The organism is Streptomyces sp. TSRI0281 (assembly GCF_001905125.1).
Classification (GTDB): domain Bacteria; phylum Actinomycetota; class Actinomycetes; order Streptomycetales; family Streptomycetaceae; genus Streptomyces.
Genome location: NZ_LWLE01000033.1, coordinates 331,907 through 354,790 on the forward strand (window position 1 = coordinate 331,907; position 22,884 = coordinate 354,790).

A 22,884-nucleotide genomic window follows, 5' to 3' on the forward strand; every position below is an offset into this window, starting at 1 on the left:
CGACTGATGGCTGTCCACACCAGCCAGTCGGTGGCGAAGGCCGCGGACGACGACGTCGTCCGCGGCCCCAGCCGCGGTACTGGTAACCCCCCGCCGCCGGGTCCGCTCCGGCGGGCCATGTCGACCCACTGGTACGCCTGGGTCATGGTCGCCCCGGTCGTCCTCGTGATCGGCGTGATCATCGGCTACCCGCTGGTCCGCGGCATCTACCTGTCGCTGACCGACGCCAACGAGCGCAACGTCGCGCGGTCCATCGGGGTCAACGAACTGCCCGCCACCTACAAGTTCGTGGGTGCGGACAACTACGTCGACGCCCTGACGGGTAACCAGTTCCTCGGCACGCTCGGCTGGACGCTGGTGTGGACGGTCTCCTGCGTGGGCATCACGTTCTGCCTCGGCATGGCGCTGGCCAACATCCTCAACCGACGCATCGCCGGACGCTCCGCCTACCGCATGGCCCTCATCCTGCCCTGGGCCATCCCCGGCTTCGTCTCGGTCTTCGCCTGGCGCTTCCTCTACAACGAGGACCGCGGGCTGCTCAACAAGATCCTCGGCGGTGCGGGCATCGACGGGGTGCCGTGGCTGAACGACCCCACCTGGGCCAAGTTCTCCGTCATCGCGGTCAACGTCTGGCTCGGCATCCCGTTCATGATGGTCGCCCTGCTCGGCGGACTGCAGTCCATACCCTCGGAGCAGTACGAGGCGGCCGAGATGGACGGCGCCACCGCCTGGCAGCGCTTCCGGCACATCACGCTGCCCGGGCTGCGCCCGGTCTCCACCACGGTGGTCCTGCTCTCCACCATCTGGACCTTCAACATGTTCCCGGTGATCTTCCTGCTGACCCGCGGCGGACCCGGCGAGGCCACCCAGATCCTCGTCACCCAGGCGTACAAGTTCTCCTTCGAGATCAGCCCGCGCGACTTCGCGCAGTCCTCCACGTGGGGCGTGCTGATCCTCGTACTCCTGATGCTCTTCGCCGTGGTCTACCGGCGAGTCCTGCGCACCCAGGGAGACAACTGGTGACCACCGTGACCGAGCACTCCGGCCGGCACGCCGTCCGCAAGCCGCGCCTGCGCGGCGACCGTTCGCCGTTCGCCTCCGTGGCCCTGCACCTCACCCTGATCATCGCGTCCGTCATCGCGGTCTTCCCGGTGCTGTGGGTCCTGCTGACCTCGCTCAAGCCCGCCCAGTACGCCACGACGACGGACTTCTTCCGCGAGACCACGTTCGTCAACTACACGAACCTGATCAGGGACACCGAGTTCCTGAGCTGGTTCGGCAACTCCGTGATCATCGCGGGGCTCTCCACCGTCATCGGTGTGTTCGTCTCCGCCACCACCGGCTACGCCGTCAGCCGCTTCCGCTTCCCCGGCAAGCGCGGGCTGATGTGGACGCTGCTGATCACACAGATGTTCCCGGTCGCGGTCCTCATCGTGCCGATCTACAACATCATGTCGAGCGTCGGCCTGCTCAATCAGCCCGCCGGCCTCGTCATCACCTACCTCACCATCTCGGTGCCGTTCTGCGCCTGGATGATGAAGGGGTTCTTCGACACCATCCCGCGGGAGATCGACGAATCCGGGCAGGTCGACGGACTCACCCCGTTCGGCACGTTCTGGCGGCTCATCCTGCCGCTGGCCAAGCCCGGCCTCGCGGTCACCGCGTTCTACTCCTTCATCACCGCCTGGGGCGAAGTGGCGTACGCCTCCGCCTTCATGGTCGGTGACGAGAACCTCACGCTCGCCGGCGGACTGCAGAAGTTCGTCAACCAGTACGGGGCCCAGTGGGGCCCGATGACCGCGGCCTCCGTGCTCATCGCGATCCCGGCGGCCCTGGTCTTCCTCTTCGCGCAGAAGCACCTGGTCACCGGTATGTCCGCCGGAGCAGTCAAGGGCTGACCCGGAAGGGGGCCGACGGTCTTCGGCCCCCTTCCCGCCACCCGCACGACCCGCACCACCGCATCCGTCACGGCGGCGCCGGATCCCCGACCCGGTCCCGGCGCCGCTCCCCACCCAGACACCCCAGGGACGACATGACCCAGCACCTCGCTGCCCCCTCCACCGGCACGTCCGACGACGCCCCGGGCCACCGCACCGGCTGGTGGAAGGACGCGGTGATCTACCAGGTCTACCCACGGAGCTTCGCCGACGGCAACGGCGACGGCATGGGCGATCTCGCGGGCGTCACCGCCCGGCTCCCGTACCTCAAGGACCTCGGTGTCGACGCCGTCTGGCTCAGCCCCTTCTACGCCTCGCCGCAGGCCGACGCGGGCTACGACGTCTCCGACTACCGGGCCATCGACCCGATGTTCGGCAGCCTCCTGGACGCCGACGCCCTGATCCGCGACGCCCACGACCTGGGCCTGCGCATCATCGTGGACCTGGTGCCCAACCACTCCTCCGACCAGCACGAGTGGTTCAAGCGCGCCCTGGCCGAGGGCCCCGGCTCCGCCCTGCGCGACCGCTACCACTTCCGCCCCGGCAAGGGCGCGGACGGCGAACTCCCGCCCAACGACTGGGAGTCCATCTTCGGCGGCCCGGCCTGGACCCGGACCACCGGCCCCGACGGCACCCCCGGCGACTGGTACCTCCACCTGTTCGCCCCGGAGCAGCCCGACTTCAACTGGGAGCACCCGGCCGTCGCCGACGAGTTCCGCTCGATCCTGCGCTTCTGGCTCGACATGGGCGTCGACGGCTTCCGGGTGGACGTCGCCCACGGTCTCGTCAAGGCCGAGGGCCTGCCCGACCTCGGCGGCCACGACCAGCTCAAGCTGCTCGGCAACGACGTCATGCCGTTCTTCGACCAGGACGGCGTGCACGAGATCTACCGCAGCTGGCGCACCATCCTCGACGAGTACCCGGGCGAGCGGATCGCCGTCGCCGAGGCATGGACCCCCACCGTCGAGCGCACCGCGAACTACGTGCGCCCCGACGAGATGCACCAGGCGTTCAACTTCCAGTACCTGTCCACCGCCTGGGACGCCGCCGAACTGCGCACGGTCATCGACACCTCGCTCGAAGCGATGCGGCCGGTCGGCGCCCCCGCCACCTGGGTGCTCTCCAACCACGATGTCACCCGGCACTCCACCCGGTTCGCCAACCCGCCCGGCCTCGGCACCCAGATCCGTACCCCCGGAGACCGCGAGCTCGGCCTGCGCCGGGCCCGTGCGGCGACCCTGCTGATGCTGGCCCTGCCCGGCTCCGCCTACGTCTACCAGGGCGAGGAGCTCGGCCTGCCCGACGTCACCGACCTGCCCGACGAGGTCCGTCAGGACCCGTCGTTCTTCCGCGCGGCGGGCCAGGACGGCTTCCGCGACGGCTGCCGGGTGCCGATCCCGTGGACCCGCGAGGGCAGCTCGTACGGCTTCGGCACCGGCGGCAGCTGGCTCCCGCAGCCGGCCGGCTGGGGCGACCTCTCCATCGAGGCGCAGACCGGGGCCGAGGGCTCCACGCTGGAGCTCTACCGGGCCGCCATCGCCGCCCGGCGCGAGCACCCGGGGCTCGGCGCGGGCACCGCGGTCGAGTGGCTGGACGCCCCCGAGGGCGTCCTGGTCTTCGGCCGGCCCGGCTTCGTCTGCACCGTCAACACCACCGGCGCCCCGGTGCGGATGCCCGCCCGCGGCAACGTGCTGCTGGCCAGCGCCCCGGTGACCGTCGACGGCGCCGAGGCCGTGCTGCCCGCCGACAGCACCGTGTGGTGGACGGTGTGACTCTGCCCGCACCCAGGACCGGTCCGGCGCCGCGGCTCTCCGACATCGCCGGACAGGCCGAGGTCAGCGAGGCGACCGTCAGCCGGGTGCTCAACGGGAAGCCGGGCGTCGCGGACACCACGCGTCAGCGGGTGCTCGCGGCGCTCGACATCCTCGGCTACGAACGGCCCGTGCGGCTGCGGCAGCGCAGCGCCGGACTGATCGGGCTGGTGACACCCGAACTCACCAACCCGATCTTCCCGGCCTTCGCGCAGTCCGTCGAACAGGTCCTGGCCGGGCACGGCTACACCCCGGTGCTCTGCACCCAGCTGCCGGGCGGCGCCACCGAGGACGAGCTCGTCGAGCAGCTCGTCGAACGGGGCGTCGGCGGCATCGTGTTCCTGTCCGGGCTGCACGCCGACCTGTCGGCCGACCCGGCACGGTACGCGGCGCTCACCGAGCGCGGCGTACCGTTCGTCCTGATCAACGGCTACAACGAACGGATCAGCGCGCCGTTCGTCTCGCCCGACGACACCGCCGCCGTGCGGATGGCCGTGGGGCACCTGGCGGACCTGGGTCACCGCAGGATCGGTCTGGCGATCGGGCCGCAGCGCTACGTCCCCTCCCGCCGCAAGCGCGACGGCTTCCTCGACGCGTCGGCCTCGGTGCTCGGACTGCCCCGGGCCGAGGCCGAACTCCTGGTCTGCTCCACGCTGTTCAGCGTGGAGGGCGGCCAGGTCGCGGCGGGCGCCCTGCTGGACCTGGGCTGCACCGGCATCGTCTGCGGGAGCGATCTGATGGCGCTCGGTGTGGTGCGGGCGGCCAGGGGGCGGGGGCTCGACGTCCCCCGTGATGTCTCGGTCGTCGGCTTCGACGACTCGCAGCTGATCGCGTTCACCGACCCGCCGCTGACCACGGTGCGCCAGCCCGTGCAGGCGATGGCGGCGGCGGCGGTGGGCGCCCTGCTGGAGGAGATCGGCGGCAGCCCGGTGCAGCGCACGGAGTATGTGTTCCAGCCGGAGCTGGTGGTACGGGGGTCGACGGCGGCGGTGGTGCGCGCCGTCTGACCGAGGGCGGAACCGCCCGCCGTACGGGAGAGACACCGGACGTACGGGAGAGGCATCGGTCGTGCAGGAGACACCCGCCGCACGGGAGAGGCGTCGGTCGTACGGGAACGGGAGAGGCCCCTGACGTACAGGAGAGGCACCGGGAGTCGGCCCAGGACGGGCCGGCGGGGAGTTACTCCGGGTGCCTCTCCTGCCGTGACCGGCCCGGCCGGCCGGGCGCGTGGGGCCCGGCGCCGAGGCGGCCGGGACCCCCGGCCGACCGGGCCGGAGTCCGGATGAACTTTACCTTCCCGCAATAACTTGCGAAAGACTTTGCAGGCAGGAAACTGCCTGATTTCGTGGATGTGAGCGGGAGATGTCCAAAGGGTTGACCGAGGCGGAGCGGGCTCGTACGGTCTGCTCCGCGGCAAGGTTTGCATTCTTGCAGCAAGAACCTTCAGGAGCCTTGAGGGCACGGCGCGTTGCCACGTGAGGCTGCACCGTCACCCGCGTTTCCCCCACAGCAGGAGGAAAGACATGGCACGCAGACCCCTCTCTGCCGCACTCGCACTCGTGGCAGGCGCCGCTGTCCTCGCCGTCCCCGCCCAACTCGGCGCGGCGGACACCGCACAGGCCGCCGGTCCGGGCGACAAGGACGTCACCGCCGTGATGTTCGAGTGGAAGTTCGACTCCATAGCCAAGGCGTGCACGGACACCCTCGGTCCGGCCGGCTACGGCTTCGTCCAGGTCTCGCCGCCCCAGGAGCACATCCAGGGCGGTCAGTGGTGGACCTCCTACCAGCCCGTCAGCTACCGGATAGCCGGCCGGCTCGGCGACCGGAACGCCTTCGCCGCCATGGTGAACACGTGTCACGGGGCGGGCGTCAAGGTCGTCGCCGACGCCGTCATCAACCACATGTCGGCCGGCTCGGGCACCGGCACCGGCGGCTCCGCCTACGGCAAGTACGACTACCCGGGCATCTACTCGGTCAACGACATGAACGACTGCCAGTCGCCGATCACCAACTACGGCGACCGCGGCAACGTACAGAACTGCGAACTCGTCGGCCTGGCCGACCTGGACACCGGCGAGGACTACGTACGCGGCAGGATCGCCGGGTACCTCAACGACCTGCTCTCCCTCGGCGTCGACGGCTTCCGGATCGACGCGGCCAAGCACATGCCCGCCGGTGATCTCGCCGCCATCAAGTCCCGGCTGAGCAACCCCGGTGTCTACTGGAAGCAGGAGGCCATCTACGGCGGCGGCGAGGCCGTCTCGCCCTCCGAGTACCTCGGCACCGGCGACGTCCAGGAATTCCGCTACGCCCGCGGCCTCAAGCAGACCTTCCTCAACGAGAACCTCGCCAACCTGAAGAACTACGGCGAGGGCTGGGGCTTCATGGAGTCGGGCAGGTCGGCGGTCTTCGTCGACAACCACGACACCGAGCGCAACGGCGAGACGCTGACCTACAAGAACGGCGCCGACTACACCCTCGCCCATGTGTTCATGCTGGCCTGGCCCTACGGCTCCCCGGACGTCCACTCCGGATACGAGTGGTCCGACAAGGACGCCGGACCTCCCAACGGCGGTCAGGTCGGCGCCTGTTACAGCGACGGCTGGAAGTGCCAGCACGCCTGGCGCGAGATCTCCTCCATGGTCGGCTTCCGCAACGCCGCCCGCGGCCAGGCGGTCACCGACTGGTGGGACAACGGCGCCGACCGGATCGCGTTCGGACGGGGTGCGAAGGCGTACGTCGCCATCAACCACGAGGGCTCGGCCCTGACCCGTACGTTCCAGACGTCGCTGCCCGCCGGTGACTACTGCGACATCCAGTCCGGCAACGGCGTCACCGTCGACGGATCGGGCCGGTTCACCGCCACGCTCGGCGCCAACACCGCCGTCGCGCTGCACGCGGGCGCCCGCACCTGCACCGGCGGCGGTACCGGCCCGACCGACCCCGGTACGGGCCGGTCCGGCGCCTCCTTCGGCGTCAACGCCACCACCCAGCCCGGCCAGAACATCTACGTCACCGGCGACCAGCAGGCCCTCGGCTCCTGGGACCCCGCCAAGGCGCTGAAGCTCGACCCGGCCACGTACCCCGTCTGGAAGCTCGATGTGAGCCTGCCCGCCGGTACGTCCTTCGCGTACAAGTACCTCCGCAAGGACGCGGGCGGCAACGTCACCTGGGAGAGCGGCGCCAACCGCACCGCCACCGTCCCGGCCTCCGGCAGGTCCGCGCTGACCGGCGACGTCTGGCGCGGCTGACCCCGCCTCGGCCGCGTCCGGGCGGGCCGGGGGTGCACCGCGGTGCACCCCCGGCCCGCCCCTCGGTACCCGTCCCACCCCGTTCCCACCCCGTGCGAATTCGAGGAGTACCCGCCCCGTGTCCCGAACAACCCTCCGGCGGGGGGCCGTCGCCGCACTCTGCGCGGCGCTGCTGCCCGTCGTCCCGGCGGCCTCCGCGGCCGCGTCGCCCCGGCCACCGGCCCCGCCCTCGGACGCCGCACTGGCCCGTGAGCCGGCCCGGCACGACCTGACCCGCGAGCAGTTCTACTTCGTGCTGCCCGACCGCTTCGCCAACGGCGACACCTCCAACGACCGCGGCGGGCTGACCGGTTCACGCCTGGACACCGGGTACGACCCCACCGACAAGGGGTTCTACCAGGGCGGCGACCTCAAGGGCCTGACCGGGAAGCTCGACTACATCAAGGGCCTCGGCACCACCGCCATCTGGCTCGCCCCGATCTTCAGGAACCGGCCCGTCCAGGGCACCGGCAAGGACGCCTCGGCCGGCTACCACGGTTACTGGATCACCGACTTCACCCAGGTCGACCCCCACTTCGGGACCAACGCCGACCTGGAGAAGCTGATCGACAAGGCCCACGCCAAGGGCATGAAGGTCTTCTTCGACGTCATCACCAACCACACGGCCGACACCGTCGACTACGCCGAGAAGGAGTACGGCTACAAGCCCAAGGGCGCCTACCCCTACCTCGACAGGAACGGCCGCCCGTTCGACGACAGCCGGAAGATGGCGAAGGTCGACCAGGACGCGTTCCCGTACACCCCGAAGACCACGGTGAACGCCGGGACCAAGAAGCCGTCCTGGCTCAACGACCCCACGATGTACCACAACCGGGGCGACTCGACCTTCGCCGGTGAGTCGGCCGAGTACGGCGACTTCTCCGGGCTCGACGACCTGTGGACCGAGCGGCCCGAGGTCGTCACCGGCATGGCGGAGATCTACGAGAAGTGGGTCCGCGACTTCGACATCGACGGCTTCCGCATCGACACCGTCAAACACGTCGACCTGGACTTCTGGACCCAGTGGGCCACCGCGCTGGACACCTACGCCGCCGAGCGGGGCCGGGACGACTTCTTCATGTTCGGCGAGGTGTACTCCTCCGACACCGCGATCACCTCGCCCTACGTCACCCGGGGACGGCTCGACGCGACGCTCGACTTCCCGTTCCAGGAGGCCGCCAGGCAGTACGCCTCCCAGGGCGCCCCGGCCTCGAAGCTCGCCGCCGTGTACGGCGACGACTACCGCTACACCACCGACAAGGCCAATGCCTACGAGCAGGTGACCTTCCTCGGCAACCACGACATGGGCCGCATCGGCACCTTCCTCGAACAGGACAACCCGAAGGCCGACGACGCCGAACTGCTCCAGCGGGCCCGCCTCGCCAACGAGCTGATGTTCCTCGCGCGCGGCAACCCCGTCATCTACTCCGGCGACGAGCAGGGCTTCACCGGCGCGGGCGGCGACAAGGACGCCCGCCAGCCCCTCTTCGCCTCGAAGGCCGCCGACTACCTCGACGACGATCAGATCGGCACCGACCGTACGCACGCCACGGACGCGTACGACACCGGCCACCCGATCTACCGCTCCATCGCCCGGCTCTCCCGGCTGACCAAGGAACACCCGGCGCTGCGCGACGGCGTGCAGACCGAGCGCTACGCGGAAGGCTCCGTCCACGCCTTCTCGCGCACCGGCACCGAGCGGTCCAACGAGTACGTCGTCGCCACCAACAACGGCACCGGACCGCGGACCGTCGAGCTGGCCACCGAGTCCGCGCACATGAACTTCCGTACGCTGTACGGCGGTTCCGGCACGGTCCGCAGCGGCGGCGACAAGAGGATCACCGTCACCGTGCCCGCGCTCTCCAGCGTCGTGCTGCGCGCCGACAAGCCCCTCGGCTCCCCGGACGCCCGGCCCGCCATCACCCTGAAGGCGCCCGCCGCCGGAGCCACCGGCACCGTCGAACTGACCGCGGACACCGACGGCGGACAGCTCAACCGGGTCGTCTTCGCCGCCCGGACCGGCAACGGCAAGTGGCGCACCCTCGGCTCCGCCGACCACGCCCCGTACAAGGTCACCCAGCACCTGGACGCCTCCGTGAAGGCCGGGACGCCACTGCGGTACAAAGCCGTCGTCGTGGACCGCGCCGGGCGCACGGCCAGTGCGCTCGCCGCGACCACCGCGGGCCAGGCACCGCCCGCCGAGAAGCCCGTCGCCGTCGAACGCGACTACGCCGTCGTCCACTACAAGCGCGCGGACGGCGACTACGAGGGCTGGCAGCTGAAGTCCGGCGACACCTCCGGCGACTTCATCGGGCGCGACGCCTACGGCGCGTTCGCCTGGATCAAGCTCGCCGAGGGCACCTCCTCCCTCCCGTACACCGTCGAGAAGGCCGGAACCGCAGACGGCCCGCAGCGCACCGTCGACCTCGCGAGGACCGGACAGGTCTGGATCGAGCAGGGCAAGGACGGCCAGAACACCGAGGCACCCGAAGCACCCGGTCAGGACACCACCAAGGCCGTCCTCAACTACCACCGGGCCGACGGCGACTACGACGGCTGGGGGCTGCACACCTGGACCGGGGCCAAGAACCCCACCGACTGGTCCAAGCCGCTCCAGCCGGTGAGGAAGAACGCCTACGGCGTCACCTTCGAGGTGCCGCTCACCGACGGCGCCACCTCGCTCAGCTACATCCTGCACAAGGGCGACGAGAAGGACCTCCCCAGCGACCAGTCACTCGACATCGCCACCCACGGGCACGAGGTCTGGATGCTCGGCGGGCAGCCCGGCTATCTGCTGCCGCAGGCTGGCGGCGTTCCCACTCCCGACCTCACCAAGGCCGAGGCCCAGTGGATCGACTCCGGCACCGTCGTCTGGAAGGTGAAGGCCACCGACGCCACCAGCCAGCAGCTCGTGTACGCCACGGACACCCCGATCTCCGTCGTCGACGGCGCCCTCTCCGACGAGGGCCGGTGGCTGCGCCTGCGTACCGCCACCCTCACCGACGCCCAGAAGGCGAAGTACCCGCACCTCAAGGACTACCCGGCGTTCACCGTCGACGCCCGCGACCGTGACCGGGTCCGCGCATCCCTGCGCGGCCAGCTCATCGCCACCCAGCGGGCCGCGAACGGCGCCCTGCTCGCCGCCACCGGAGTGCAGACCGCCGGTGTCCTGGACGACCTGTACGGGAAGAACGCGAGCGGCGCCGCCCTCGGACCGGTCTTCCGGCACGGCACACCCACCCTGTCGCTGTGGGCACCCACCGCCCGTACCGTCTCGCTCGAACTCGACGGCCGCACCGTCCCGATGCGCCGCGACGACCGCACCGGCGTCTGGTCGGTCACCGGCAGCAGGAGCTGGAACGGCAAGCCCTACCGGTACGCCGTGCGGGTCTGGGCGCCCAGCGTGCAGAAGACCGTCACCAACAAGGTCACCGACCCCTACTCCACCGCCCTCACCACCGACTCCGCCCGCAGCCTCGTCATCGACCTCGCCGACCCGAAGCTGGCCCCCAGCGGCTGGTCCGGCCTGAGGAAGCCCGCCGCCGTACCACTGCGCGACGCCCAGATCCAGGAGCTGCACATCCGCGACTTCTCGGTCGCGGACCGCACCTCCCAGCACCCCGGCCAGTACCTCGCCTTCACCGACACCCGGTCGGACGGCATGAAGCACCTGCGGCGGCTCGCCGACGCGGGCACCAGCTATGTGCACCTGCTGCCCGCCTTCGACATCGGGACGATCCCGGAGAAGAAGTCGGACCAGCAGGCGCCCGCCTGCGACCTGTCCGTGTACGCCCCCGACTCCGAGGAACAGCAGGAGTGCGTCGCGAAGAGCGCCGGTAAGGACGCCTTCAACTGGGGCTACGACCCGCTGCACTACACCGTCCCCGAGGGCTCCTACGCCTCCGACCCCGACGGCACGAAGCGCACCGTCGAATTCCGCCGGATGGTGCAGGGCCTCAACGGCTCCGGACTGCGCACCGTCATGGACGTGGTCTACAACCACACCGTCGCCTCCGGCCAGGACGACAAGTCCGTCCTCGACCGCATCGTGCCCGGCTACTACCAGCGGCTCCTGGAGGACGGCACCGTCGCCACCTCGACCTGCTGCGCCAACACCGCGCCCGAGAACACCATGATGGGCAAGCTCGTCGTCGACTCGGTCGTCACCTGGGCCAAGGAGTACAAGGTCGACGGCTTCCGCTTCGACCTGATGGGGCACCACCCCAAGGCCAACATCCTGGCCGTGCGCAAGGCACTGGACGGGCTGACCCCCGCCAGGGACGGCGTCGACGGCAAGAAGATCATCCTGTACGGCGAGGGCTGGAACTTCGGCGAGATCGCGGACGACGCCCGCTTCGTCCAGGCCACCCAGAAGAACATGTCCGCGACCGGCATCGCCACCTTCTCCGACCGGGCCCGCGACGCCGTCCGCGGCGGCAGCCCCTTCGACGAGGACCCCGGCGTCCAGGGCTTCGCCAGCGGTCTCTACACCGACCCCAACACCTCCCCGGCCAACGGCACCACCGCCGAGCAGAAGGCCCGCCTGCTGCACTACCAGGACCTGATCAAGGTCGGCCTCACCGGCAGCCTCGCCGACTACACCTTCACCGACAGCACCGGCCGTACGGTCAGGGGCTCGGCCGTCGACTACAACGGGGCGCCCGCCGGATACGCCGCCGAACCCGGCGACGCCCTCGCCTACTCCGACGCCCACGACAACGAGACGCTCTACGACACGCTCGCCTTCAAGCTCCCGGCCGGCACCTCGGCGGCCGACCGGGCCAGGATGCAGGTCCTGGCGATGGCGGCGTCCACCCTTTCGCAGGGACCCTCCCTCTCCCAGGCGGGCACCGACCTGCTGCGCTCCAAGTCCCTGGACCGCAACTCCTACGACAGCGGCGACTGGTTCAACGCCCTCCACTGGGACTGCCGGGACGGCAACGGCTTCGGACGGGGCCTGCCGCCCGCCGCCGACAACAAGGACAAGTGGTCCTACGCGAAGCCCCTGCTGACCTCCGCCGCCCTCACCCCGGGCTGCGCGCAGATCGACGGCGCCTCCGCCGCGTACCGGGACCTGGTCACCATCCGGGCCACCGAGAAGGAGTTCGGCCTCACCAGCACCGAGCAGGTCCAGGCGGCCCTGTCCTTCCCGCTCTCCGGCAAGGACGAGACACCCGGCGTGATCACGATGCGCCTCGGCTCACTCGTGGTCGTCCTCAACGCCACGCCCGCCGCCGCGAGCCAGCACCTCCCGGCCCTCGCCGGCACCGCCTACGCCCTGCACCCCGTCCAGGCGGGGGGCGCGGACTCTACCGTCAAGAAGGCCTCGTACGAAGAGAAATCGGGCAGCTTCACCGTCCCAGGAAGGACGGTCGCCGTCTTTTCGGCGCGCTGACCCCGACAGGTCTACGGTGACGGCATACGTCGGCGGAGGAGCCGCGAAACAGCTGGACACCGTGCGCATCCGGCCCTGCCGCTCCGGCCGGTCCCGGTTCCGCCCCCGCTCGGGGAACGGGGCCGGGACCGGCCGGTCCGGGCAGCGGGGGGCGCTGCCGGGCATCCGCTGCCTCACCGGCGGACCCCTGCCCCAGCGCGCCGGACGGTGATGAGGACCATGGTGGGAAACCTTCCCGAGGAGACGAGCAGCTTCGTCGGGCGGAAGGCCGAACTGGCCCGGCTGGAACGGGCCCTGGCCACCCACCGGCTGACCACCCTCACCGGCCCCGGCGGCGTCGGCAAGACCCGGCTCGCCGTCCGGGGCGCCCGGCTCGCGGCGGACCACTACCCCGACGGCGCCTGGTGGGCCGACCTCTCCCCGCTCTACGACGACAGGCTGCTGCTCCCCACCGTCTCGGACGCGGTCGGGATCGCCGACCACACGCTGAGGATGCCCGTCGACGCACTGTGCGAATGGCTCGTCGACAAGCGGCTGCTGCTCGTCCTCGACTCCTGCGAACACCTGCGCACCGCGTGCGGCCATCTGCTGGGCGAGATCCTCACCACCTCACCCGGCCTGACCGTCCTGATCACCAGCAGGCAGCCGCTGGGCACCCGGGGCGAATTCCTGCTGGACGTACCGCCGCTGCCGGTCGACGGGGCCCCCGACGCCCTGCGCCTCTTCGAGGACCGGGTGCGGGCCGCCGACCCCGGGGCCACCCTCGACGCACCGGGCGAGGCCGCGGCCGTCGCCGAGATCTGCCGCCGCCTCGAAGGCATCCCGCTCGCCATCGAGCTGGCCGCCGCGGGCACCGCGGCGCAGAGCGTCGAGCAGATCGCCGCCCGTATCGGCTCCCGCCTGGACACCCTCAACGACGATTCGCTGTGGCCGCCGCGCCACCGCGCCCTGCGCACCACCATCGGCTGGAGCCACGAACTCTGCACCCCGCTGGAACGCCTCCTGTGGGCGCGGCTGACCCCCCTGCGCACGGACTTCGACGAGGAGGTCGCCCGTGAGGTCTGCGCGGCGGGACCGCTCACCCCGGACGGCGTCGGCGAGGCGCTGCGGGGTCTGGTCGCCAAGTCCGTCGTGAAACAGGACGGGGAGCACCACCGGATGCTCGACACCCTGCGCGAGTACGGGCGGATGTGGCTCGCCGAACTCGGTGAGGAGCGGGCCGCCGCCGACCGGCACGCCGCCTTCTTCCTCGGCCTCGCCCGCCGCGCCCACGCCGGCTGGACCGGTCCCGAGCAGGTCTCCTGGTACCACCGGATCGCCGCCGCGCACCTCGACCTGTGCGCGGCTCTCGACCATCTGCTCGCCCACGACATCCGCGCGGCCCAGGAGATGACCGGCCGGGTCGGATTCTTCTGGAGCTGCTGCGGGCACCTGTCCGAGGCCCGTGTGTACGCCGGGAGAGCCCTGGCGGCGGGCCCGGCCGGCGGCCCCGACCGGACGAGGCTGCGATGGGTGCACGGGGTCGCGGCCCTGCTCCAGGGCGACTTCGTGACCGCCGAGCGGCTCGGCGCGCGCTGTGTCGCCGAGGCCAGGCGCGACCGGGACGACGAGGGCCTGCTCAGTGCCACCTATCTGTCCGGCCTGACCCATCTCATGACCGGACGGCCCCGGACGGCTCTCGACGAGGTCGGGCGGGTGCTTTCGTACACCGGGGCGGTCCCCGCCGAATCCGCCTACCGGCTGCGCTGCCGCCTCATCACCGTCTTCGCCATGACGGCGCTGGACAGACTCGCCGAGGCCGCGGAGGCCGCCGTCCGCCTGCGGACCGTCTGCCAGGCGCAGGACGAGTACTGGATCCGGTCCTACGTCGACTACCAACTCGCCCTGATCTCCCTGCTCCAGGGCCGCCCGGGGGAATCCGCCACGCACGCCCGGTCGATGCTCGCGGGCAAGCACCGGCTCGGGGACAGCTTCGGCGTCGCCCTCGGTCTGGACATCCTCGCCGCCGCCGTCGCCGCCCAGGGCGCGGGCGCCCAGGCGGCCAGGATCTACGGCACCGGGCAGGCGTACTGGCGGATGGTCGGCCACCCGCAGCGCGGCACACCGGAGCTCGGCCCGGTCCGCGAGACCTGCGAGCGGCAGGCACGGGCGGCCATCGGCGACGCCGCCTACCAGCGCGCGTTCGACCGGGGGCAGACGGACAACGCGGAGGTCGGACTCGCCGCCGCCCTCCAGAGCGAGCTGCTGACCTGACGCGAGGGGGCTGCCGACCTGACGGGGGCGGGCCGCTTGCCTGAGGCGAGCGCGCCGCTGACCTGACGCGAGCCCGCCGCTGACGCGAGGGGCAGGCTGCCCTTGTGCGGGCCCGACGATCAACGTAAAGGTGGGTTCCGACAACCGGCAGGACCGGCCCCCACCACCCCCGCACCTCAGGAGCGCTTGATGCCGCAGATCACCGTCGACTACTCCGCCGAGCTCGACGACACCTTCGACCGCCGCGGCTTCGCGCTCGCCCTGCACCCGCTGGTCGCCGGGACGGTCAGCACGAAGATCCCCAACTGCAAGACCAGATTCCGCCGGGTCGAGGACTCCGTGGTGGGCGACGCCGCGACCGGTGACGTCATCGTCCATGTCTCCATCGGCATGCTGGCGGGCCGCACCCCGGAGATCAAGAGCCGGCTCACCGCGTCCGTGCTCGATCTGCTGAGCGGCTATGTGAAGCCCACCGAAGGACTCGCCCTGCACACCTCCGCCGAGACCCGCGACCTGGACCCGTCCTATCGCAAGAGCTGACCGCGTGTCGCGCTACGGCAGCCGCTGCGGGGGCACGGCGGGTACGGCAGGCGCCAGGGCGGAGAGCCGCGCCAGCAGATCTGCGAACGGGCCGTCCGCCGGCTCCTGGGCGAGGACCCGCAGCACGATGCCCGCCATCTCCTGGTCGTACGCGGCACTGACGGCGGCCAGTGCCGCGAAGTCGTGCACCAGCTGCGTCTCCAGCTCGGCCCGCGGAACCCGTCGGCCGTCCAGCCAGATCAACGCCGTCGCCTCGGCCAGTGACACCCAGGACCGTACGACCAACTCCAGCCGTGCGGGCGGCACTTCGACACCCAGGTGGGCGATGATCTGCTCGTAGGCGGCCTGCCGGACCCCGTCGATCATGGCGTTCGCCGTCGAGGAGCCCACCGCGGGCCCGCCGCGCATCAGCGCCCAGAACCCCGGCCCGTGCTCGTCCACGAAGTCGAAGAACCGGCCCATCACCCGCAGCAGCCGTGCGCCCAGGGGGCCTTCCAGCGGCTCCAGGAAGCGGGCCGCCAGCTCGTCGGCGGCCCGCCGCAGCGCCGCCTCGTACAGGCTCTGCTTCCCGGGGAAGTAGTGGTACACCAGTGGCCGCGAGATGCCCGCGGCGGCGGCGATCTCGTCGATCGACACGTCGTCGGGGGAGCGGTGGCTGAACAACTCCAGCGCGACGCCGATCAACTGCTGCCTGCGCTCATCGACGCCCATCCTGCGCCGCACCCCGGTCGTCATGCCAACAGCCTATCCGGGGCGGGCCGCAGAGATCGCCGGGCCCTGTCCATGGACCGGGGCCCTACAGGTCCAGCACCAGCCGCTCGCCGCGGCAGCGCGAGACGCAGATCAGCATCGAGTCGTCGCGCTCGGCGTCCGTCAGGAGCTCGTCGCGATGCTCGATCCCGCCCTCCAGAACACGCTGTCGGCACGTCCCGCAGAAGCCCTGCTCGCAGGAGTACGAGACGGACGGCAGCTCCGCGCGCACGGCGGCCAGGACCGACTGGCCGGCGGCTACCCGCACCGTGCGGCCCGAGCGGCGCAGCTCCACCTCGAAGGAGCCGGTGCCCGCCGCGCCGGACGCCGCCGGGGCGAAGCGCTCCAGGTGCAGGGTGCAGCCGTCCGGGAGCGCGGCGCCGACCGCGTCCATCAGGGGCTCGGGTCCGCAGCAGTGGACCGCGGTGCCGGGCGCCGTCCCCGCCAGGAACGCGGCGGCGTCCGGGTGGCCCGCCTCGTCCTGCGCGACGACGCTCACCCGGTCCCCGTCCGCGCCGAGCTTCTCGATCTCGTCCAGGAACGGCATCGAGGCGCGGGACCGGCCGCCGTACAGCAGCCGCCACGGGGCGCCGGAGGCGGCGACGGCGCGCAGCATCGGCAGGACGGGGGTGATCCCGATACCGCCCGCGACGAACACGTACGCGGGCGCGTCGGCCAGCGGGAAGCGGTTGCGCGGGCCGCGGATCTCGACCTCCTCGCCCTCGTGGAGCTGGGCGTGCACCTCCTGCGAGCCGCCCCGGCCGCCTTCGACCAGCCGGGTCGCGACCGTGTACGTACCGGGGTCGTCCGGGTCGCCGCAGAGGGAGTACTGCCGCACCAGACCGGACGGCAGCACCAGGTCCAGATGGGCGCCGGGTTCCCAGCGGGGCAGGTCGGGTCCCTCCAGCCGGAGCTGGACGACGCCGTCGGCGGCCATGGTCCGCTCGGTGACCAGCAGCCGCCGGGTGACGGTGGAACGGCGCCCGGAGCGGCCCGATACCGGTTCCGCCAGGGCGGGCATGGGCCAGAGCGGGGACTTCGCGATGCGGTGCCGCAGGGCCCGCCTGGCGAGCAGGGCGGCGCCGGTGGCCAGGACGACGGTGCGCAGGCGGGGCAGTGCCATGGGTCAGGGGGTTCCCGTCGTACGGGCCTCGGCGGCCAGCGCCGCGGGCGATTGGGCGAGATAGTCGACTGCCTGGGCCGTGCTGCCCTCCTGCGAGGGGTGGTAGGAGCGGCTCAGATAGCTGGGGACGGACCGCAGGATGGCCCCCGTGCTGGGCAGCGTGCCCTGCTTGCCGCTGTCGCGGAACGCCTTGAAGGAGGCTTTGCCGTCGAGCAGGCTCGGGTCGTTCTCCATGAAGAAGCGGACGCCGCGCTGCCACAGGAAGAGCAGCGCGGAGAACGCCGTCGCCCAGGTCCGCAGCCGCCGCCGGTAGCCGCCGTCGACATGCATGAACACGTCGAAGGCCACGGACCGGTGCTCGACCTCCTCGGCACCGTGCCAGCGCAGCAGGTCCAGCATCGTCGGATCGGCGCCCCGCCGGTCCAGGGCCTCGGCGCTGAGGATCCAGTCGCCGAGGAACGCGGTGTAGTGCTCGATCGCGGCGATCGTCGCCACCCGCTCCATCAGCCACCACTTCGAGGCCCGGCCGGGCGGCAGCGTCCGGTCACCGAGCAGCTTCTCGAAGAACCAGTCGACCTGGGCGGTGTACGGGGTGGGGTCCAGGCCCTGCCGCTTCAGATGGGGCAGTACATCGTCGTGGGCCTGCGAGTGCACGGCCTCCTGGCCGATGAACCCGATGACGTCCTGGCGCAGTTGCTCGTCCTGGATGTACGGGAGGATCTGCCGGTACACCCGGATGAACCAGCGCTCCCCGGCCGGGAGCAGCAGATGGAGCACATTGATGGTGTGTGTGGTGAACGGGTCGCCCGGCACCCAGTGGAGGGGGGTCCGGTCCCAGGCGAACGAGACCTGGCGGGCCTTGAGCGGCGTCCGCTCCGACGCGACCGCCGCTGGCTGCGTGTTAGACATGCTGTCAATGTACTGACGGGTATGCGGGGGGAACAGGGGCGTGCGGGGAATTTTCGTGTACGAGGTTCCCCGGGCGGCCCCGGGGCCTCCGCCGGGGGCGGGCGTCGGGCGATGATGACCGTATGACGACTACCTCACGTGCGCGTTCCTTCGACGCGGCGGCTGCCGCCTATGGCGCGAGCAGGCCCTCGTACCCACCCGTACTCCTCGACGCGGTCGAGGAGTTGGCCGGGTTCGCGCTGGCCGGTGCGCGGGTCGCGGACATCGGTGCGGGCACCGGGCTGGGCACCGCGCTCCTGCACGCGCGCGGGAGCCGGACGGTGGCCGTGGAGCCCGGTGACGGGATGGCCGAGGAGTTCCGCCGCAGGCTCCCCGGGGTGCCGGTCGTCCGGGGTGACGGCAACCACCTGCCGTTGCGATCGGGCTCCGTCGACCTGCTCACCTATGCCCAGTCCTGGCACTGGACCGATCCGGACCGCTCGGTCCCGGAGGTCCGCCGGGTCCTGCGGCCCGGCGGGGCGCTCGCCCTGTGGTGGAACGACTCCGACCCGACCGTGCCGTGGATCGGTGAACAGGACGCCCGGCTGCGGAAGTTCTTCGGCGCGGCCGAGACCCGGTACGACGAGCGGGCCCGGTTCCGCGGCCTGCCGGACGGCATCGCCTTCGGCACTCTTCGGCTGCCCTGGAGCCGTCGGGTACCGCTCGATGTGCACCTGGCCAACCTCGGCAGCTACTCCGACTTCCTGGTCGCCGATCAGGAGGAGGTCCGGGACTTCCTCGCCCGGGAGCGCGAGCTGCTGGCGGGGGTCTTCCCGGACGGCACCGTGGAGGAGACGTACGTGGTCAGTCTGGCCGTGGCGCGGCACTGAGCCGCCGGGGGGCTCCCGGGCGTCACCGAGCCGGCCGGGGGCCGCGGAGCCGATAGGTGGGATCTCTGTGGTGGGCACCCTTCCCGTGTCCCCCTCCATGCGGCAGCATGCGCATGTCGGTACCCGAGAGATCCGACCAATCCTGGTCGGGAATGGGAGGGAACCATGGCACGACGCACCCGTGTGCTCAGCGCGCTCGCACTGGCGGCGGCGACCGCGCTCATCCCCGTACAGGCAACGGCACAGGTGACGGCGCAGCCGACCGGACCGGCGACCGGACCGGCGACCGGACCGGCGACCGGACCGGCGTCGGCTCAGCGCTCCGCACCGCCGGGCGGCCCCTGCACCGCGCCCGTGAGGCCCGCCCCGCAGCTGGCCGTCGAGGCGTGCGACAGCCCGGAACGGATCATCGAGAAGGCCGCGAACATCGTCCCCACCCGCGGTCAGCTCGCCTGGCAGCAGCGGGAGATCACCGCCTTCACCCACTTCGGGATGAACACCTTCACCGGGCGCGAGTGGGGCTCCGGCACCGAGGACGAGAAGCTCTTCGCCCCCGGCGACATCGATGTCGACCAGTGGATGCGCGCCTACCGGGCGGCCGGTGCCGAGCAGGTCATGCTCACCGCCAAGCACCACGACGGCTTCGTCCTCTACCCCAGCCGCTACACCGACCACTCGGTGGCGCTCAGCCCCGGCAGCCCCGACGTCGTCGGCGCCTACGTCAAGGCCGCCCGCCGGGCGGGGCTCAAGGTCGGCCTGTACCTCTCGCCCTCCGACGGTGCCGAACTCCCGCACGCCTGGCACGCCCGGTGGGTCGGGACGATCCGTGAGAAGCAGGCCGAGGGCAAGCCGCTGAGCCTGCCCGAACGCGTCGCCCTGGAGGACGGCGACCGCGCCCCGGCCGGCGAGGGCCGCTTCGGCAACGGCAGCGCCGTCACCGAGCGCACCATCCCCACCCTCGTCCCGGGCGACGACCGCGCCGACGCCGTCAGGCGCGGCGGGCTGCCCACCTTCACGGTGCGGGCCGACGACTACGACGCGTACTACCTCAACCAGGTCTATGAGCTCTTCACCGAGTACGGGCCGATCGAGGAGCTGTGGCTGGACGGCGCCAACCCCTGGTCCGGCTCCGGCATCACCCAGAAGTACGACGTCAAGCAGTGGTTCGACACCATCAAGGCCCTCTCGCCGAACACCGTCGTCTTCCAGGGCCCGCAGGGCGTGCGCTGGGTCGGCAACGAGAACGGCATCGCCCGTGAGACCGAGTGGAGCGTCACCCCGCACACCACCGACCCCTGGACCGGACTCGGCAGCCTGCCCAACGACTCCACCGACCCGGACATCGGCTCCCGGGACCGGATTCTGGCCCCCACCACCAAGTACCTCCAGTGGTACCCGGCCGAGGCCGACGTCTCCAACCGTCCCGGCTGGTTCTACCACCCCGAGCAACAGCCCAAGACCCCCGCGCAGTTGATGGACCTGTACGAGAGGAGCGTCGGCCGCAACGCCTCGCTCCTGCTGAACGTGCCGCCCGCCCCGGACGGCCGGATAGCCGACGCGGACGTCGCCTCGCTCACGGCCTTCGGCAAGGCGGTGCGCACCACGTACGGCACCGATGTGCGCAAGCGGGGGCCGGGGCCGTACACCTTCGACCGCGTCGCCGTCCGCGAGGACATCCGGCGCGGACAGCGGGTGGAACGGTTCGCCGTCGAGGCCCGGATCGGCGGGTCCTGGCAGCGGATCGCCGAGGGCACCACGATCGGCCACCGGCGCATCCTGCCCCTGCCCGCACCGGTCACCGCGACGGCGGTACGGGTGAAGGTCCTCGCGTCCCGGGCCGCGCCGCACCTCGGCGCGACCACGCTCCACCTCGGCGCGACGGCCTTCCCTCCCGGTGCCACGGCCCCTCAGGAGCCGCCCCGGTCGAGGTAGGCGAGCACCGCGAGAACGCGGCGATTGTCGTCGTCCGACGGCGGCAGCCCGAGCTTCCCGAAGATGTTCGAGGTGTGCTTGGCCACCGCCCGCTCCGTGATCACCATGTGCGAGGCGATCGCCGCGTTCGAGCGGCCCTGGGCCATCTGCTCCATGACCTCGCGCTCGCGCGGGGTGAGACCGCCCATCGGCTTGTCCTGCGAACGGCGTGACAGCAGCTGCGAGATGACCTGCGGATCCATCGCCGTACCGCCCGCCGCGACCCGGCGGACCCCGTCGATGAACTGGTCCGCGTCGAAGACCCGGTCCTTGAGCAGATAGCCGATGCCGCCGTTGCCGTCCGCCAGCAGCTCACGCGCGTACAGCTGCTCCACATGCTGCGACAGCACCAGCACCGGCAGTCCGGGCCGCGCCCGCCGGGCGGCCAGCGCGCACTGGAGGCCCTCGTCCGTGTGGGACGGCGGAAGCCGGACGTCGACAACAGCGACGTCCGGCTTCAACTCGGCCAGGGCCCGGGTCAGTTCGGGCCCGGTCTCCACAGCCGCGGCGATCTCGAAATCGTAGGCTTCCAGCATGCGCACCAGGCCGTCGCGCAACAGGAAGAGATCTTCGGCTAGGACAACTCGCAAGGGATCTCCATGGTCACCATGGTGGGACCGCCCGCTGGGCTGCTGACGGCCAGTACGCCGTCGAATGTACCGAGTCGGCGTTCGACTCCGCTCAGCCCCGAGCCGGAACCGATCGCCGCACCGCCCCTGCCGTTGTCCGTCACGGAGACGCGCAGCATCCCGTCGGCGTGATGCACGTCCACCCAGAGCCGGTCGGCGCCCGAGTGCTTCACCGCGTTCGTCAGGATCTCGCTGACCGCGAAGTACGCCGCCGACTCCACCGGCGCCCCGGCCCGCCCGGTCAGCTCCACATGTACGTCGGACTCGGTCGGCAGCCGCAGGGCCAGCGCCTTCACCGCGTCGCCGAGCCCGCGCTCGGCCAGTACCGGCGGATGGATGCCCCGCACCAGATCGCGCAGCTCGGTGAGGGCCTCGGCGGAGGACGCGCGGGCCATCGCCAGCAGCTTCTTCGCCTGGGCCGGGTCCTTCTCGACGAGCGCCTCGATGGTGCCCAGGTTCATGCCCATGGCGACCAGCCGGGCCTGGGCGCCGTCGTGCAGATCCCGTTCGATGCGCCGCAGTTCGGACGCCGCCGTGTCCACCGCCTCGTGGCGGGTCTCGGTGAGCCGGTCGATGCGCTGCGCCAGCTCCTGTTCATGGGTGGGAGCGAGGACCGAGCGGGCGAGCACGAAGTGCAGACGCAGCAGCGGTTCGCTCACCTTCAGCCCGACGGCGAACAGCACGATGCCCAGGGCGACGGCGGCCAGCGCGGACGCCTGGCTGTCCACCGGCACGAATCCGTACCAGTACGCGTCGTCCCGGAACACCCGCCACAGCCCCGCCGCCAGGACCAGCGACTCCAGCGGGTAGATCATCAGTGCGGCGGCCAGGACCGACAGGACGTATCCGGCCGTCATGTCGACCAGCAGCCACTGGAGGTCGCGCCAGGTCGCCGGGTCCTTCAGCATCAGCGTCGTGCGCTCCACCTGCCCGGTGAAACCCGTGCGCACATCCGGCGGAAAGGGCCGGTACGGCACCGGAATGCGGACGTCCGACCAGGTGACCGCCCACAGCCGGCGCTGATTGGCGTGCCTGCGCACCGCTTCGAGCACCGGGGGAGTGGTGACGAGCCCGATGCCCAGCAGGATGAAGGCGATGGAGAGCACCGACAGCACGAACAGGGTGATCGACCCCACCAGACCGACGAAGGAGAGGGCGAAACCGCGTCCGGCCGCCCGCATCGGCGGCCGTATCCGCTCCAACATCGCATTCATGGTGGTATCTCCCCTCACGGGACCCGAGCAGGTCCCGGTCCGAGGACAGTCTCACCCGAGCGGGGCCGCGGGCGTGAGCCGGTTCGCCACCCGCGCGGGGGTGTACCTGGCACCACCCCCTGACCTCGCCCTACGGCTCGGGCAGTGGGTGTTTCGACGGCTGGGGAGGGCGGTCCGCCGTCCCTAGATTCGT

At 71.4% G+C, this 22,884-nt stretch carries 15 protein-coding genes; 10 read left to right on the forward strand and 5 right to left on the reverse strand.

What is annotated here, in order from left to right; all coding sequences use genetic code 11:
- Positions 1-6 precede the first annotated feature (6 nt).
- The 8 genes from A6A29_RS30715 (at position 7) to A6A29_RS30750 (ending at position 15,226) form a co-directional block, all read left to right on the forward strand.
- The gene (locus A6A29_RS30715; protein ID WP_073725042.1) at positions 7-1,023 is read left to right on the forward strand and encodes a carbohydrate ABC transporter permease; all 1,017 of its coding nucleotides are present in this window, start codon (positions 7-9) and stop codon (positions 1,021-1,023) included.
- Complete coding sequence (locus A6A29_RS30720; RefSeq protein ID WP_073725043.1) at positions 1,020-1,898, forward strand: sugar ABC transporter permease; 879 nt, start codon at positions 1,020-1,022, stop codon at positions 1,896-1,898. The genes A6A29_RS30715 and A6A29_RS30720 overlap by 4 nt, the downstream gene beginning before the upstream one ends.
- 134 nt (positions 1,899-2,032) lie before the next feature.
- The gene (locus tag A6A29_RS30725; protein ID WP_073725044.1) at positions 2,033-3,709 is read left to right on the forward strand and encodes a glycoside hydrolase family 13 protein; all 1,677 of its coding nucleotides are present in this window, start codon (positions 2,033-2,035) and stop codon (positions 3,707-3,709) included.
- Complete coding sequence (locus A6A29_RS30730) at positions 3,694-4,755, forward strand: LacI family DNA-binding transcriptional regulator (RefSeq protein ID WP_073725045.1); 1,062 nt, start codon at positions 3,694-3,696, stop codon at positions 4,753-4,755. Before A6A29_RS30725 ends, A6A29_RS30730 begins: the two co-directional genes overlap by 16 nt.
- A 516-nt stretch (positions 4,756-5,271) precedes the next feature.
- Positions 5,272-6,999 carry a carbohydrate-binding module family 20 domain-containing protein gene (locus A6A29_RS30735; protein WP_073725046.1) on the forward strand — a complete coding sequence of 576 codons (1,728 nt, stop codon included), beginning with the start codon at positions 5,272-5,274 and terminating at the stop codon, positions 6,997-6,999.
- 118 nt (positions 7,000-7,117) lie between these two features.
- On the forward strand, positions 7,118-12,433 hold the full coding sequence (gene pulA, locus A6A29_RS30740; protein ID WP_073725048.1) for a pullulanase-type alpha-1,6-glucosidase: 5,316 nt from the start codon (positions 7,118-7,120) through the stop codon (positions 12,431-12,433).
- 219 nt (positions 12,434-12,652) lie between these two features.
- Complete coding sequence (locus tag A6A29_RS30745) at positions 12,653-14,686, forward strand: ATP-binding protein (protein WP_073725050.1); 2,034 nt, start codon at positions 12,653-12,655, stop codon at positions 14,684-14,686.
- Positions 14,687-14,875: 189 nt separating this feature from the next.
- Positions 14,876-15,226 (forward strand): 5-carboxymethyl-2-hydroxymuconate Delta-isomerase, encoded by a 351-nt coding sequence (locus A6A29_RS30750; RefSeq protein ID WP_073725052.1) that lies wholly within the window; start codon positions 14,876-14,878, stop codon positions 15,224-15,226.
- A gap of 12 nt (positions 15,227-15,238) precedes the next feature.
- Here A6A29_RS30750 and A6A29_RS30755 read toward each other — a convergent pair whose 3' ends face one another.
- The 3 genes from A6A29_RS30755 to A6A29_RS30765 all read right to left on the reverse strand — a co-directional run bounded on the left by A6A29_RS30755 (position 15,239) and on the right by A6A29_RS30765 (position 18,008).
- Positions 15,239-15,961, reverse strand: coding sequence for a TetR/AcrR family transcriptional regulator (locus A6A29_RS30755; RefSeq protein ID WP_073725054.1), 723 nt, complete (start codon positions 15,959-15,961; stop codon positions 15,239-15,241).
- A 61-nt stretch (positions 15,962-16,022) separates the two neighbouring features.
- Positions 16,023-17,099 (reverse strand): PDR/VanB family oxidoreductase, encoded by a 1,077-nt coding sequence (locus A6A29_RS30760; RefSeq protein ID WP_073725056.1) that lies wholly within the window; start codon positions 17,097-17,099, stop codon positions 16,023-16,025.
- 3 nt (positions 17,100-17,102) lie between these two features.
- Positions 17,103-18,008 carry a metal-dependent hydrolase gene (locus A6A29_RS30765; RefSeq protein WP_073725058.1) on the reverse strand — a complete coding sequence of 302 codons (906 nt, stop codon included), beginning with the start codon at positions 18,006-18,008 and terminating at the stop codon, positions 17,103-17,105.
- Between the two features lie 122 nt (positions 18,009-18,130).
- Here A6A29_RS30765 and A6A29_RS30770 point away from each other — a divergent pair, with 122 nt between their 5' ends.
- Positions 18,131-18,877, forward strand: coding sequence for a class I SAM-dependent methyltransferase (locus tag A6A29_RS30770; RefSeq protein ID WP_073725060.1), 747 nt, complete (start codon positions 18,131-18,133; stop codon positions 18,875-18,877).
- A 165-nt stretch (positions 18,878-19,042) separates the two neighbouring features.
- On the forward strand, positions 19,043-20,809 hold the full coding sequence (locus A6A29_RS30775) for an alpha-L-fucosidase (RefSeq protein ID WP_198953397.1): 1,767 nt from the start codon (positions 19,043-19,045) through the stop codon (positions 20,807-20,809).
- Here the strand turns inward: A6A29_RS30775 and A6A29_RS30780 are convergent.
- Both A6A29_RS30780 and A6A29_RS30785 read right to left on the reverse strand, forming a co-directional pair.
- The gene (locus A6A29_RS30780; RefSeq protein ID WP_073725064.1) at positions 20,785-21,438 is read right to left on the reverse strand and encodes a response regulator transcription factor; all 654 of its coding nucleotides are present in this window, start codon (positions 21,436-21,438) and stop codon (positions 20,785-20,787) included. The two genes, A6A29_RS30775 and A6A29_RS30780, sit on opposite strands and share 25 nt — an antisense overlap.
- The gene (locus tag A6A29_RS30785) at positions 21,423-22,691 is read right to left on the reverse strand and encodes a sensor histidine kinase (protein WP_073725066.1); all 1,269 of its coding nucleotides are present in this window, start codon (positions 22,689-22,691) and stop codon (positions 21,423-21,425) included. Before A6A29_RS30785 ends, A6A29_RS30780 begins: the two co-directional genes overlap by 16 nt.
- Between the last annotated feature and the right edge of the window lie 193 nt (positions 22,692-22,884).